We start from the raw sequence: 16,544 nt of genomic DNA, 5'->3' as shown, positions 1-16,544 counted from the left end.
TCCCCGTTTACGTCCCGGCCGCAACCATCTCCGGCCGGCGGGCTCATGGCGTGAACGCCGAGGCATGAAGCGCCGCCAGCCTCAGGTCGAGATGGCAATGGACGCCGTCGGCACCGAAGGCCAACGTGACGCTGCCATCGAGTTGTCGCCCGAGTGCATCCTCCAGGAAGCGGCGCCCGAACCCCCTGCGGGTCGGTATCCCAACCATGCGATCATGACGCTCGACCCAGTCGAGCCGAAGGCACGGGCCTCGCCCGTCGCCGAAATCGGCCGTCTCCCAGGTGACGGAGAGGCGACCGTCGATGCCGGCCAACGCCCCGACGGTCAACGCGTTCAGGGTCAGCTCGTTGAACGCGAGCCCAAGCGACACGGTGGCCTCGGGGCCGAGCCGGACCGTCGGTCCCCCCATCCCGATGCGGTCGGGCTCGGCGAAGGGCGCCAGGTTGCGCGCGATGAGGTCGCGAAGCTCGACCCCCTCCCATTGCCCCCGCTCCAGGAGGTCATGCGCGCGCGACAACGCGATCAGCCGCGTCTCGAACGCTTCCTTGAACGCGGCCGGGTCGGGCGAGCTGCGCAGGGTCTGGCTGACGAGCGATTGCACGGTCATCAGGGTGTTCTTCACCCGGTGGTTCAACTCGTCCTTGAGCCGCCGTTGTTGCCGCTCGGCCGCCCGGCGGTCGGAGATGTCGCGTGCGATCTTGGAGGCGCCGATGACCCTGCCGTCGCCATCCCGTATCGGCGACACGCGAAGGAGGATGTCGACGACGTGCCCGTCCTTGTGCCGGCGCTGGGTATCGTAGGCTTCGACGCGGTCACCGTGACGGATGCGGTCGAGGATGCGTGGCATCTCATCCCGTCGGCACTCCGGCACCAGCATCGCGATGGGCTGCCCCATCGCCTCCAGCCCGCTGTAACCGAAAAGTCGCTCGGCGGCGGCGTTCCAGGTCGAGATGCGGCCTTCGAGGGTCTTGGAAACGATGGCGTCGTCGGACGATTCGACGATGGCGGCCAGCCAGTTCTTGGCGGCGGACGCATCGGGCGTATCGACGAACATCGGCATGCACGTCCTTTGCTCCGCCGCCGTGTTGCCGTGCCAGTCCGACCGGTCGCCACGGCACGGCGTAGCGATGCCGCGACCGTTTTAAAGGTCGAGACCAACCAATCGTAACGTCACTGGGACGCCCCCGGGCGCACGCTCTTCGTCCGGCAAGAGGATCAGTACCGAACCATAACTTGGCTGTGTATATTTTACAAACAATCATTCATCGAGAAGAATAAATGACGCAAATCACCGCTTTCCAGAAGGTCGTAGTGATTTACGACCCAAATGAACGCTTCTCTGTCATGGTGCTGCGCGGCCATGTACGATGAGTGCGGCATCATTCAATCACCAGGATTCACACCCGGCAGTTCGATTTTTTGGCATAACGAATGGCGAGGCTATTGAAAAATATCAGAAAATCCCAGCAGCTCCTGTCGGCCCTGTTTGGGCCCCTCATACGCTGATCCACTACTATCATCGGGCTGCTCTGAGGGTAAAACCTTTGCACAAGGGAATTTCCTAGGTCCATAAGGGTTTTTAAACTCTTCCTCGGGCCGAACTTTGATGAAAGCTTCGCGCCAGCCGGGGATGCCACCCAAAAACATGGGGTCCTCACTACAGACCACGGATGGCCCCGGCCACCGAAGTCGCGAGCGGAGGCTGTCATGGCGGTTCAACTCAATCAGCAGGACCTGAGCTTCATCCTGAGGCAGATCCGGATCGCCGAGGCCCATGCCAGCGGGATCGACCTGACCGAACTCCGCGTCGACCCCGCCACCGGCAACCTGCTGTCGGACCGCAACCTCTACGATGCCGGCGGCGTCTGGACGGGCGATCCTGCGGCACCGCAAGCCATCCCGGACCCGCACACGCCCTACGGCCTGCGCACGGTGGACGGCACCTTCAACAACATCGTGCCGGGCCGCGAGACGTGGGGCTCGGCCGGCCAGCCGATGCCGCAGCTCCTGGATCGGACCTTCGTCAACGAACGGGATGACGTACCCTTCGACGCGAACGGTCCCGGGCCAGGGGGCATCGTTGACAACAACGACTATGGGTCCGGCCAGAGCGTCGTCGACGCCGATCCGCGCCTGATCTCGAACCTCGTCGTCGACGCCTCACTCGGCAATCCGGCGGCCATCGCCGCGGCCCTGCGCCTCGCGGGCTCGGAGACCGTCATCGACGACCAGCGAGCCATCACGGCGGCCTACGAGGCTCTGAGAGCCGTGGAGGTTGCCGATCCGACCCCGGAGCAGGCGGTCGAGTTGGCAACCCGCCGGACCGCACTCGGCACCCTGCTGGACCTGAAGGGCATCACCGTCACCGACGGGTCCATCGACAACCTGAACGTCGCCCCCGACGAGGGCTTGTCGAAGCCGTTCAATGCCTGGATGACGTTCTTCGGGCAGTTCTTCGACCACGGGCTCGACCTGATCTCCAAGGGCGGGAACGGCACGGTCTACATCCCGCTTGCGGCCGACGATCCGCTCGTGACCCATGGCGCAGACGGGATCGCGGGCTCGGGCGACGAGGTCGGGCCGCAGCAGCAGTTCATGGTGCTGACCCGTTCGACGCCCGTCGACGGCTCGCAGCGCAACGTGACGACACCCTTCGTCGATCAGAACCAGACCTACACCTCGAACCCGTCGCATCAGGTGTTCCTGCGCGAGTACGCGTTGGAAGACGGCCGTCCCGTCGCCACAGGCCGGCTGCTCGGCGGAGCGAACGACGGCCTCGCCACCTGGGCCGACGTCAAGGAGCAGGCAAGGTCGATCCTCGGCATCGACCTGCGGGATTCGGACGTCTCGGCCGTCCCCCAACTGCTCACCGACCCCTACGGCGCGTTCGTGCCCGGCGTCGACGGCCTGCCGCAGGTCATGGCCGGCATCGGCGTCGACGGCTCACCGGTCTACGCGAGCGGCACCCTGGCCGCGCCGCTCGTGCTGTCGGCCATCCAACTGCCGCCCGGCACGGTGGTCATGGGCGCGGGCGGCGTGCCGAACACCATCGAGGCCGGCGAGACGGTCGGGGCGGCGCGCACCTTCAACGCGTTCCTGGACGACATCGCCCATAACGCCGTGCCCGTCCTCACCGGCGGCGTCCTCGTGCCCGACGTGGACACGGATACCGGCAACGCGGTCGGGGTGAACCAGCAGACAGGCCGCAACCTTGCCTACGACAACGAACTCCTCGACCGTCACTATGCGACCGGTGACGGGCGCGGCAACGAGAACATCGGCCTCACGGCCGTCCACCACATCTTCCACTCGGAGCACAACCGGCAGGTCGACGCCCACAAGCTGACTATCCTGAGGGACGGCGATCTCGCCTTCGTGAACCAGTGGCTGGACGCCCCCATCACCGAGGCCACGCTCGGTTCGATCAAGGCCAGCCTGAATGCGGTCATCGGCCAGGACGCCGTCGTCGCCAGCCTTGAGGACGGAAACGCGCAGACCGGCATCGCCGGCGTCGAGCTGAACTGGAACGGCGAGCGCCTGTTCCAGGCCGGGCGCTTTGCGACCGAGATGCAGTACCAGCACCTCGTGTTCGAGGAATTCGCCCGCAAGGTCCAGCCTCAGATCGACGTGTTCGTGTTCAACTCCGTGACGGAGATCAACCCGGCGATCTTCGCTGAGTTCGCCAACACGGTCTACCGCTTCGGCCATTCGATGCTGACGGAGAACATGCCGCGCGTCGGGGCCGACGGGCAGGCGATCGACGGCAAGCTCGGCCTGATCGAGGCCTTCCTCAACCCCGTTCTCTTCACCGATCCCGGCGACAACGCCGCCGCGGGGGCGGCCGACCTCAGCGACGACGAGGCCGCCGCCGCCATCATCCGGGGCATGACGGTCGAGCGCGGCAGCGAGATCGACGAGTTCATCGTCGGCGCCGTGCGCAACAACCTGCTGGGCCTGCCGCTCGACCTCGCCGCGATCAACATCGCGCGCGGCCGGGACACCGGCACGCCCACACTTAACGAGGCCCGCGAGCAACTCTACGCCGCCACCGGCTCGACCTTCCTCACGCCGTACGCGAACTGGGTGGAGTTAGCGGCCAACCTCAAGAACTCGATGTCGGTGGTCAACTTCATCGCCGCCTACGGGACCCACGGGACGATCACGGGGGCCGAGACGTCCGAAGCCAGGCGCGACGCGGCCATGGCGCTCGTGTTCGGCGGGGTCGGGGCGCCCGATGACCGCCTCGACTTCCTCAACGCGACCGGAGCCTATGCCCCCGATGGCGGGGGAATGGGCGACGACTCCCACGGCGGCCTCGACAACATCGACCTTTGGGTCGGTGGCCTGGCCGAGAAGCAGATGCCCTTCGGTGGCCTCCTCGGGTCGACCTTCAACGCCGTGTTCGAGGCGCAGATGGAGAACCTGCAGGACGCGGACCGGTTCTACTACCTGACGCGTACGCAGGGGCAGAACTTCCTCGTCCAGCTGGAGCAGAACTCGTTCTCGAAGCTGATGCTGGCCAACACCAGCCTCTCGCAGCCCGGACCCGACGGCATCCGCGGAACGGGGGACGACATCGTAACGCGCCACATCGGCATCGACGCCTTCGCGGACTACGACTTCGAGCTGGAGGTCAACGCCGCCAACCAGGCCGACCAGAACGGAGGTGCAGCCGGCATCGACCCGACGGGCAATGATCTAGTGCTGGAGGCGATGGGCCTCGGCAAGGTCATGCGCGGCGATCCGGGCACGCCCGGCACGGAGGTGAACTACCTCCGCTTCACCGGCGGCGAGCACGTCCTCGCGGGCGGCACCAACGGCAACGACACCATCGTCACCGACTTCGGCGACGATGCGATCTGGGGCGATGCCGGGAACGACCGCATCGAATCCGGCGCGGGCGTCGACCTCGTGAACGGCGGGGACGGCGACGACATCATCACCGACTCGGGCGACACCGGGGACTTCCTCAAGGGCGAGGGCGGCAACGACGTCATCGCCAACTCCAACGGCGTCGACATCCTGATGGGCGGCACCGGCAAGGACGTCGTCTTCGTCGGCGTGGACGCCACCGAGGTGTTCGCGGGGGCGGGAGACGATTTCGTGCTCGGCGGCGACGGCACCGACCTGCTGATGGGCAACGAGGGAGACGACTGGCTGGAGGCGGGCGGAGGCTTCGACACCACGGCGGGCGACAACTCGGAGCTGTTCTTCAACTCCGCCATCAAGGGCCACGACGTCATGTTCGCCGGCGGCGACGAGCACGACTTCGACGGGGAGTCCGGCGACGACATCATGGTGCAGGGCGAGAGCGTCATGCGCAACGAGGGCATGTTCGGCTTCGACTGGGCCATCTTCAAGGGCAACGCCCGCGACGCGCACGCCGACATGAACATCCCGATCTTCACGACCGAGGAGGCGGACATCCTGCGCAACCGCTTCGACTCGACCGAGGCGCTGTCAGGCTGGGAGAACGACGACACGCTGATCGGCGACAGCCGTACCGCGGCGGACGGGCTGGCCGAGGAGCCGGGCGGGGCCACCGTGGCCGCCAACGAGGGCGTGTTCTTCAACGACGGGCTCGACCAGGCCGGCATTAACCGGATCGCGGGCCTCGGCCAGATCGTCTCCGTCGGCGCGAACGGCGTGTTCGAGGCGGGCAACATCCTGCTCGGTGGGGCCGGGAGCGACCTGCTCCAGGGCAACGGCGGCGACGACATCCTCGACGGCGACCGCTGGCTCAACGTCCGCATCAGCATCCGTGGGGGGGCCAACGGCAACGGGCAGGAGATCGCGACCGTCGACAGCCTGAAGCACGTCTTCGCGGCCGGAGAACTCGACTCGCAGGACCAGCCCATCCCGTCCGCCTGGGAGGGCAAGTCCCTCTTCGAGTTGATGGTGGCACGCACCATCCGGCCCGACCAGATGCAGATCGTGCGCGAGGTCGTGACCACGGGCGCGGCGACGGACGACGTCGATACGGCCGTCTTCAACGACGTACGGGGGAACTACAGCATCACCCGCGTGGGCAACGCCCTCAGGGTGGAGCACGTCACATTCACGGACCCAGCCGTCGACGACGGCACCGACACCCTACGCAACATCGAGACGCTGAGGTTCGCGGATGGTCCGGTCAGCGTTGCGCTCGTGCGCAACCAGCCCTTCGACGCGCTGACCATCACGGAGAGCGACGCGACCGGGAATTCCGGCACGTTGCTGGCAACCCTGGTGAACCCGGCGCCCAACCGCGCCGTGACGCTGCAGTGGCAGACCCTCGACGCCAACGGCGAGTGGTCGGACGTTCCGAATGCGACCGGGAACACCTTCACCCCGGATCCACTCGCGGCAAGTGCGGAGATCCGTGTACTCGCGAAGTGGACGACCACCGGTACCCTCGGGTCTAGCGAGCAGACCACGGCATCCGTAAGGACGGCGTTCGTCGGGACCGTGAATGACGAGGACATCGACGGGTCGACGTCATCGAACGTGATGGTAGGACGCGCCGGCGACGACGACATTGCGGGCGACAACGGGAACGACCGCCTCCTCGGCGGTGGCGGCGACGACCGCCTCGACGGCGGTGCGGGCGACGATGCCCTGTTCGGCAACGCCGGAGCCGATATCCTGATCGGGCGGACCGGGAACAACACCCTCGACGGCGGGGCCGGGGACGACGAACTCTCGGGTGGCCACGGCGACGACATCATCGACGGTGGCGCGGGCGTCGCCGACGCCATGTTGGCTTCCGGCGATGTCGGTTCCTATCATTTCGTACGTACGGCCAACACCATCACTGTCACCGACGACCTCGGTTTGGAAGGGGACGGCCGCGACATCGTCACGAACGTCGAGCTGTTCCAGGACGACGGCGGCGCGATCCTCAACCTCCTCACCGGCAACAACGGCTCGGCTGACGCCGACATCGTCATCGGCAACGGCAACGGTACGTCGCTCGCGGGCGGGGCTGGCAACGACTTCGTCTTCGGCAACGGCGGCTCGGACACCGTAATCTGGAATACGGGGGATGGACGCGACGTGGTCGACGGCGGCCTCGACGGGGCGAGCGGGGACACGTTCGTCGTCAACGGCCAGGCGGGCGTGACGGAGACCTTCGCGATCTACACCCGCGCGGCCTGGGGAGCGGCCGGTAACGGCCTCGGCGGGCTCAACGCGTCAACGGAGATCGTCGTCACCCGGTCGACCCTCGCCGATGGCACCAGCGTCATCGCGGAGCTACGCGACATCGAGGAACTCGTGGTGGGCCTGCGTCCCCTGACCCAGGGTACGCCCCCGACGAACGGAAGCACGCCTGCGGGGGACATCGTCGAGGTCCATGGCGACTTCACCGGCACCAGCCTGGCCCTGAGCACCATCACGGTGGAGGGTACATCCGGGAACGACACCGTCGACATCACCGGGCTGACCTCGGCCCACCGCATCGTGTTCCGCTCCAACGGCGGCAATGACACCGTGGTGGGGACGCTGCGGGAGCAGGACGTCATCGAGCTCGCCCCGGGGGCGACGGTCGGGGATTACGCCTCGACAACCGTAAACGGCATGACGACCCTGTCGAACGGTACCCACGCCATCACCTTCGCGAGCTCGGGTACGCCCACCTTCGCGACGGTCCCCGCGCCTGCCGCAGGCGGGGCTGGAGGCGGGACCGGCGTGGTCGGCGCGTTCATGCTCACCGCGGCGGACCTCGCCGGGATCGAGAACCTCGTCCAGGGACGGCCCGCGGTCGACGGCGACGACGACACCGAGGACGCTGCTGGCGTTCGCAGCCTGTCAGGGGCCGGCAACAACCTCGATAACCCTGAGTTCGGGGCGGCCGACCAGCCCTTCATCCGGCTCACCGACGCCCATTACGGCGCCTATGATCCGGCCACGGGCAACAACGCCTTGAACCCGCTCTATGCCGGCCTCGATCCGCGCGCCATCAGCAACGTGCTTGGGACGCAGGAGGCCGACCTGCCGCACGAGGCCAACGGTTCGAACATCTTCTTCATGGCGTTCGGGCAGTATTTCGACCATGGCCTCGACTTCCTGCCTAAGAGCGCAACCAACGGGACAGTCCTGATCGATCAGCCCGGCTCCGGGCGCGCTCCCGGGACCAACAACCCGGCCGACCTGACCCGGGGAGAGGTCTCGTCCATCGTCGACGGGGTCCCCCAGCACCTCAACAAGACCTCGCCCTACGTCGACCAGAACCAGGCCTACGGCTCGCATGCCCTCGTGGGCCAGTTCCTGCGGGAGAGCGACGGCAACCAGGGCGTCGGCGTGCATCTCCTCGCAGGCGTACCCGACCCGTCGAACCCCGCGTTCAACCTGCTGCCGACGCTGCGGGAGCTCATCCAGCACCACTGGGACGCGGACACGATCTTCCACGATGCCTCGCTCCCGGGCGGAGCGGTCAGCTTCCGCACCTACTTCTCGAATTTCCCCATCTCCGACACCAAGACCGGCTCCCTGTTCAACGCGGCCGGCGCGTACGACCCGGAGGCGGTGAGCGCCTTCGCATCGAACTTCATGGGAAGCGGCAACGCACTGCTGCTCGACACGAACCCCTTCGTCAGCCTGCTCGACCACTACGTGGCCGGCGATGGCCGTGCGAACGAGAACGTGTCCCTGACCGCCATGCACACGATCTGGGCGCGCAACCACAACTTCCACGTCGAGAACCTCGTGGAGGCCGGCTTCCAGGGCACGCCGGAGGAGGTGTTCCAGGCTGCCAAGATGATCAACGAGGCCGAGTACCAGCGCGTGGTCTTCGACGAGTTCGCGGATCAGCTCATCGGCGGCATGAAGGGAGGTGGCACGCACGGCCACAGCGGTTACAACCCGGACGTCGACGCACGGATCTCGCACGAGTTCGCCTCCGCGGTTTATCGCGTCGGGCACTCGCTGATCGGCGAGACCCTGACGGTCATCGGATCCGACGGTCAGCCGCGGCAGGTCGCGCTGTTCGACGCCTTCCTCAATCCCTCGAATGCCCCGGACGTCTTCACGGCGCCCCTACCCCCCAGTTACGTGCCGCAGCCGGGCTACGCCCAGCTTGGTGCCAACGCCATCCTGGCGGGCGTCGCGACGCAGCCGGCCGAGGAGGTCGACTTCAACATCGTCGATGCCGTGCGCAACGACCTGGTGCGGATCAACGCCGACCTCTTCGCCTTCAACGTGGCGCGCGGTCGCGACGTCGGACTGGGTACCCTGAACCAGGTCCGGGCCGACCTGCAGGCGTCGGCCGATCCCTACATCCACGAGGCGGTGGGCTTCGCCGGCGACCTCAGCCCTTACACGTCCTGGGCGGACTTCCAGGCTCGAAATGGCCTGAGCGACACGGTCATCGCACAGTTCAAGCAGGCCTACCCTGACCTCGTGCTTGTGACGCCTACGGAACGCACGGCCTTCGTTGCCGCCAATCCGGATATCGAGATCCACCAGCGGGCGGACGGCAAGGAATACGTGTCGGGCATCGACCGCATCGACCTCTGGGTCGGCGGCTTGGCCGAGCAGCATGTCAACGGCGGAGTGGTGAGCCAGACCTTCTGGGTCGTGTTGCACGAGCAGTTCGACCGACTGCAGGAAGGCGACCGGTTCTATTACACCGACCGGTTCGACAATTTCGATTTCTACCAGAACATCGTGGACGGTCAGAACTTCTCGGACATCGTCGCCCGCAACACAGGCCTGACCGGCTTGCAGGAGGACATCTTCGCGGTCAGCGACGAGGACCAGCCCGACGCAAGCGGCGACGGCGGCACGGTCGGCGGCGTTCCTGGCGATACGGTCGACGATGACGACGACGCCGGCGAAGACGACGACGACGATACCACGGGCTCCGTCGACACCGATGACGAGACAGGTGCGGGGACCGGCACGGGAGGGACGCCGACCGGTGGCGGCGACGACACCGATGACGGTGAGGGCGATGCGGACGCGGAAGTGGACGATGGTCCTCGGTCCGGCACGGGGAACGGCACCGGCGGGACCGGGACGGGTTCCGGTGGGACGACCGGGGGTGGATCGGGCACCGGCTCGGGGGCTGGAGCCGGGACGGGAGGGACGCCAGACGTCGGCGACGACGACAGCGATGACGAGGACGACGACACGGTCGCAGACAATGACGACGATGGCCCAACCGGCACGGAGGATTCCGGTGACGACGAAGGCGAAGGCACCGTCACGCCGGGAGGCGGTACGACCGGAGGCGGGACCGCGGGCGGGGATGGAACGGGGGGCGGGACGATCCCTCCGGTCGTTCCCGAGACGACCCCCCGTCTCGTTGCGGGCACCGCCAACGACGACGTCCTGGTCGGCACCGACGGAGCCGACACGGTCCTCGGGCTCGGCGGCGACGACAACGTCCTGTCCGGCGAGGGGGCTGACGTGGTCCGGGGCGGCGACGGGAACGACTTCGTCGACGCCGGCGGCGGCCGCGACGTGGTCTTCGGCGGAGCGGGCGCGGACGATATCCTCGCGGGCGGCGGCGACGACATGGTCTACGGCGACGGCGGCGCGGACCGCATCCTCGCCGGGGCCGGCAACGACCTCGTGACCGCGGGCGCCGGCAACGATGCCGTCATCGGCGGCGACGGCAACGACCTGTTCGTCGCCGAGGTCGGGGATGGCGACGACAGCTACTGGGGCGACGAGGTCGGCGGCGGCACCGGCAGCGACACGCTCGACATGTCGGCCATCACCGCCAACATCACGGCCAACCTCGGCACCGGGCTAGCCGGGCGCGGCAGCGTCGCCAGCGGCCAATCCGGGTCCGATACACTCTGGGGCGTCGAGAACGTCGTGACCGGATCGGGCGCCGACCACATCACGGCGAGCGATGCGACGAACGTGATGGATGGTGGCCTCGGGGCCGACACCTACCACTTCCAGTCGGCGGCCGCGGCCAACGGCGACACCATCGCGAGCTTCCAGCCCGGCGACAGGGTCGATCTCAGCGGCATCGACGCGAACCAGGGCGCGGCCGGGAACCAGGCGTTCACGCTCGCGACCGGGGCGGCCTTCACGGGGGTCGGGCAGTTGCTCGTCACCCAGGAGAGCCGGGCCGACGGGGACTACACCGTCGTCGCGGGGAACACGGGGGGCGATGCGGCACCCGAGTTCAAGTTCGCGATCAAGGGGACGCCGGCCGCCACGGCGGCGGACTTCGCGCTCTGACGTCGGTCGGGCCCCGCGTAGGGGCCCGATCCGTCCACCCGGCCGCCAGGGGACCTCGACATGCGCACCAAGGACCAGAAGCAACTTGCCAAGAAGCGAAGCACCGAGCGGCTCACCCGGCATTTCGGGCTACCGTTCGTCTTCCTCTTCGGGATGTCGGGCATCATCAACGTCCTGGCGCTGACCGGGTCGTTCTACATGCTGCAGGTCTACGACCGCGCCCTGCCGAGCGGCAGCCTGCCGACCCTCGTCGGCCTGTCGACGCTCGCCATCGGCCTCTATCTGTTCCAGGGCATGTTCGACGTCCTGCGCCAGCAGATCCTCGTCCGGATCGGGGCGCAGCTCGACCGCCGCATCGCCCCGCTCGCCCAGCGGGTCTCCATCGACATGCCGCGCTTCGGGTTCTCGGCGGCCGAGTCGATGGAACGCAGCCGCGACGTCGATACGGTGCGCGGCTTCCTCGGAAGCCCGGGCTTAGTGGCGCTCTTCGACCTGCCCTGGACGCCGGTCTTCCTCGTCTTCGTCTACATGCTGCACCCCTGGCTCGGCATGCTGACCATCGCCGGCGCCGTCCTGCTCACGTTCCTCACCATCCTGACTGAACTGATGACCCGGCGGTGGACCGGGGCGACGATGCAGGCCGTGGTGGCGCGCAACGCCATCGGCGACTCGAACGCCCGCAACGCCGACGTCCTGAAGGCGATGGGGTTCTCGGAGCGTGCGGTGGACCGGTATCGCCTGGCCAACAACGAGCACCTCGAACTCCAGACCCGGACAACGGATATCGCGGGCACGTTCGGCGCGATCTCCCGCGTCCTGCGCATGATCCTGCAGTCGGCCGTGCTCGGGCTCGGCGCCTACCTCGTCATCGGCGGGGAGCTCTCGGCCGGCGCCATCATCGCGGCCTCGATCACCTCGGCCCGCGCCCTGGCGCCCATCGACCAGACCGTGGGCAACTGGAAGGCCATCTCGGTGGCCCGCACCGCCTTCGGGCGGCTCAGGGAGACGCTCGTCGCCCTCTCAGGCGTCGATCGGCCGATGCCGCTGCCGATGCCGCAATCGTCCCTGCGGGTCAATTCGGTCACCGTCGCGGCGCCCGGATCGGGGCGGGTGCTGCTGTCCGACGTCGGTTTCGAGCTCAACGCCGGCCAGGCGCTCGGCGTCATCGGCCCGAGCGGCGGCGGCAAGACCACCCTCAGCCGGGCGCTCACCGGCATCTGGCCGGTGCTGCGCGGCGGCGTCCGCCTCGACGGCGCCGACCTGCCCCAATGGGACGAGGAGAGCCTGGGCCGCATCATCGGCTACCTTCCCCAGGAGGTCTGCCTGATGGACGCGACGGTCGAGGAGAACATCTCCCGGCTGGCGGAGAACCCCGAGCCCGCCCTCGTGGTGGCGGCCGCCCGCGCCGCGGGGGTCCACGAGATGATCCTGCGGATGCCCGACGGTTACCGTACCGAGCTCGGCCCATTCGGCACCTCGCTGTCGGGCGGCCAGCGCCAGCGCATCGGCCTCGCCCGGGCCCTGTACGGCAATCCCTTCCTGCTCGTGCTCGACGAGCCGAACTCCAACCTCGACGGCGAGGGCGAGGCGGCGCTGGCGGCCGCGATCCTCGGCGTCCGCGCCCGGGGCGGCATCGCCGTGGTCATCGCCCACCGTCCGAGCGTGCTCGCCGCCGTCGACGTCGTCGCGGTCATCCAGGACGGCAAGCTCACCGCATTCGGGCCCAAGGAGGCCATCCTCGGCAAGGCTGCAAGGGAGCGCTCCTCCGTGGAGCGGGTGACGGCATGATGATCGAGACGAAGGGCACGAAGACCGGGACATCCCGTTCGGACGAGGCCACGAAATACGATGCCCAAGGCGCCAACGCGAAGTCGGGGACGCCGTACTACCTGGCGCTCGCCGTGGCCTCGCTGGCCGCGTACCTGAAGTCGCTGTTCAACTCCCCGGTACATGCCGAGGCCGAGGCGGAGGAGGTCGCCCCGCAGCCGAGGCCCGGCCCGAAGCTGGTCGCCCTGACACCTTCGGAACAGGACCCGGCTGCCAGGGAGCCCGATGGCCGCCCCGCCGGAACGTCCGGGGTGGCACCCCGGTCCGAGGCGCCGGCCTCGGAGTACGACTCCCCGGCCTTCCTCCGCACCAAGACCCTGCAGTTCGCCAAGCCCGATCCCCAACCGAACCTCAACGACTTCAAGGCATCCCCGGTCATTCCGACGCCGGAGAACGACAACGGCGGCGCTGCCTCCGGCGGTGGCGGTGGCGGTGGCGGTGGTGGTGGCGGCCGGGACGAAAGGCCATCGGATGCCGGGCAAGACGAAGACGGTCCGCGTTCGGAGAACGGCGTCGACGCACCCGTATCGTCCACCGAGGGGGTCGGCTCACCCACATCCGAGCATTCCACCGGACCTGGGCGGGATGCCGGCCGGGAAGATGCGGCGAATCCCGCCGGTGGCGTAGGCCGGCCTGCCGACGAACCCCGCAATACGGGTGGTGGCGGTACCGTTCCCCCCAACGACAACCTGCCGCTGGAGGATGCAACGGGTGGAACGGACGGGCGACGCAACCGCGCCCCGATCTCGTCGGGGCCCGTTCTCCTGGCGAACACGACGGGTTGCGCCCTCCTCGCCATCGCGATGACGGACCTCCTCCGCAACGTCCGGGATCCGGACGGCGACGTACTGTCGGTCCGCAACGTCTCGGTCTCCTCGGGGGCGCTGTCCCCGGACGGGGACGGATGGGTCTTCGACGGCGACGCGGTCGGTCCGGTCACCATTACCTACGAGGTGACGGACGGCGAGCTCTCGATCACCCAGACGGCCAGCTTCAACGTCGTCGAGCGCAACCAGGTGACCGGTTCGAGCGGCGACGACATCATCCTCGGCACCCTCTGCGCGGACGCAATCGACGGGGGTGCCGGCAACGACATCATCGACGCCCGTGCCGGTTCAGACCTGATCGATGGTGGCCTGGGCGACGACCACATCGTCGGGGGCGCCGGTGACGACACCATCCTCGGCGGGGCCGGAGACGACGTCATCTTCGCCGGTTCGGGCGCGGACGTGGTCTCCGGAGGGACCGGAAACGACCGCATCTTCGGGGAGGAAGGCGACGACATCCTCTTCGGCGATGCCGGCGACGACCTCCTGGAAGGTGGGGACGGAAACGACATCCTGACGAGCTCGACCGGGAGCGACATGATTTTCGGCGATGCCGGCAACGACCGGATCGATGGCGGCGAAGGCAACGACCTGGCTTTCGGCGGCCTTGGTCGGGACGTGGTGGCCGGAGGCGCCGGCGACGACCGCCTGGAAGGCGGGGAAGGCGACGACGTCCTCTCGGACGAGGCCGGGCGCGACCTTGTCCTGGGACAGGAAGGGGACGACGTCATCGTCGCCGCGCTGGACGGGGAGCACGACCTTTTCGATGGCGGGCCTGGTCGGGATACGCTCGATCTCACCGCCACGACCTCGGGCGTCACGGTCGACCTGGCCGCCGGCACTGCGGTCGGTTCGGAGATCGGGCGTGACCAACTCGCTTCCGTCGAGGTAGTGCGCGGTGGATCGGGGGCGGACGTGATCACCGGCGATGCCGGCCCCAACGACCTCTCCGGGGGCGCAGGGCGGGATCGTCTTGCGGGAGGCGCCGGAAACGATTTCCTCGACGGCGGCGCCGATTCCGACACCCTGTCGGACGGCGCCGGGTCCGACATGGTCCTGGGGGGCAGCGGCGACGACGTCTTGGTCGTCGCGTCCGATGCCGAGGCCGACCGCTTCGACGGGGGGGGCGGCGAAGACACCCTCGACCTCACCGCCATGACCTCGGGCGTCGCGGTCGACCTGATGGCCGGGACCGCGGTCGGGCGGGACATCGGCACGGACGCCGTCGCATCGGTCGAGGTGGTGCTGGGTGGTTCGGGCGACGACGTGCTCTCTGGAAGCTCCGGCGGGGACTCGCTTGTGGGCGGCGTCGGGCAGGACCGCATATCCGGCGGTGCCGGTGGCGACCGCCTCGATGGCGGGTCGGGCACCGATGCTCTCTATGACGGGACCGGCTCGGACGCCGTTCTCGGTGGCGCCGACGACGACGTCCTGTCCGCCGCCCTCGACGGTGAGGCCGACAGCTTCGATGGGGGCGCCGGCGAGGATACCCTCGACCTGACCGCCACGACGGCAGGCGTCGTCGTCGATCTCGCGGCCGGCACCGCGGTTGGGGTCGAGACCGGATACGACGTCGTGGCATCCGTCGAGGCCATCCAAGGCGGCTCGGGCGCTGACGTCATCATCGGCGGCGCGGGGGCGGATGGCCTTTCCGGCGGTGCCGGGCAGGATCACATTGCGGGCGGAGCCGGAAACGATGCCCTCGACGGCGGCGGCGATGCCGATGCGCTCTCAGACGGGGCCGGATCGGACGTCGTGCTGGGCGGAGCCGGCGACGACGTCATCACGGCATCGTCCGATGGCGAGGCCGACCGCTTCGACGGTGGGGAGGGCCGGGACACGCTCGACCTGTCGGCGACGCATGCCGGGGTGACCGTCAACCTCATCCTCGGCACCTTAATCAGCGCCGAGACGGGCCGGGATCACGTCTCGGGCGTGGAGGCGGTGGTCGGCGGACACGGGGCCGATGACCTCTCGGGCGGCACTGGTGGCGTCAGCCTGTCGGGAGGCGACGGCGACGACCGCCTCGTAGGGCGTTCGGGGGACGACGTCCTCGAAGGCGGAGCGGGTCGGGACACGATCCTCGACGGAACCGGGCGCGATATCGTCCGCTCCGGCGCGGGGGATGACCGGATCGTCCTTGCCATGGACGGCGATGGCGACCTGATCGACGGTGGGGAGGGCTCCGATACCCTCGATCTCGGCGGCGCGACCGCGGACCTGCTCGTAGACCTCGTCAACGAGGTGGTGTCGGGCACCGACCTCGGCGAGGACCAGGTTGAATCGGTGGAGCGCATCGTGACTGGTTCGGGTCACGACCGCTTCGTCATCGGGGACGACGACGTCGTGCTCACGGGCGGGGGCGGGAACGACGCCTACGAGTTCCTTATGCGGCCCGGGACGCGTGAACCGACGCGGGCGGTCGAGATCACCGATTTCTCGGTCGGGGACCACGTCGACCTCCTGAACTGGTCGCTCTTCGAGGATGGCCCCGGTACCGCAGGCAATTCCCTGGCGGATGCGATGGAGCGCAATGACGGCACGGTATCGGGCATCCGATACAGGTCGGCCGTCCTCGACGGAGGCGACGTGACCGTCATCTCTGCCGATCTCGACCGTGACGACTCGTTCGAGACGACCATCGTCCTCGACGGTCGACACACCCTGCTCTTCATCGATGTCCCGTCCCACCAAGCCGCATCGACCCCCACC

General features: G+C 68.3%; 4 protein-coding genes. 3 read left to right on the top strand and 1 reads right to left on the bottom strand.

Features of this window, described 5'->3' with window-relative positions; translation table 11 throughout:
* Positions 1 to 43: 43 nt before the first annotated feature.
* Positions 44 to 1,054 (bottom strand): HWE histidine kinase domain-containing protein, encoded by a 1,011-nt coding sequence (locus FV222_RS00020; RefSeq protein WP_210248414.1) that lies wholly within the window; start codon positions 1,052 to 1,054, stop codon positions 44 to 46.
* A 653-nt stretch (positions 1,055 to 1,707) separates the two neighbouring features.
* On the opposite strand from FV222_RS00020, the gene FV222_RS00015 reads away from it, so the two are divergent.
* From FV222_RS00015 to FV222_RS00005, 3 genes are all read left to right on the top strand, one after another.
* Positions 1,708 to 11,178: a peroxidase family protein gene (locus FV222_RS00015; protein WP_147812510.1), complete on the top strand. Its 9,471-nt coding sequence runs from the start codon at positions 1,708 to 1,710 to the stop codon at positions 11,176 to 11,178.
* A 60-nt stretch (positions 11,179 to 11,238) separates the two neighbouring features.
* Positions 11,239 to 12,966, top strand: coding sequence for a type I secretion system permease/ATPase (locus FV222_RS00010; protein WP_147812509.1), 1,728 nt, complete (start codon positions 11,239 to 11,241; stop codon positions 12,964 to 12,966).
* Between the two features lie 113 nt (positions 12,967 to 13,079).
* Positions 13,080 to 16,544: cadherin-like domain-containing protein (locus FV222_RS00005; RefSeq protein WP_210248413.1), on the top strand; the 3,465-nt coding region annotated here is incomplete at its 3' end.

The organism is Methylobacterium sp. WL103 (genome assembly GCF_008039885.1).
GTDB lineage: Bacteria > Pseudomonadota > Alphaproteobacteria > Rhizobiales > Beijerinckiaceae > Methylobacterium > Methylobacterium cerastii.
Note: the sequence above shows the minus strand (reverse complement) of the source record. Positions and strands in the feature narration are given on the sequence as shown.

What these genes read in the sequence shown, in the direction of transcription:
- FV222_RS00010 (WP_147812509.1), top strand. Translation starts at nt 11,239, where the DNA reads ATGCGCACCAAGGACCAGAAGCAACTTGCCAAGAAGCGAAGCACCGAG.
- FV222_RS00015 (WP_147812510.1), top strand. Translation starts at nt 1,708, where the DNA reads ATGGCGGTTCAACTCAATCAGCAGGACCTGAGCTTCATCCTGAGGCAG.
- FV222_RS00020 (WP_210248414.1), bottom strand. Translation starts at nt 1,054, where the DNA reads ATGTTCGTCGATACGCCCGATGCGTCCGCCGCCAAGAACTGGCTGGCC.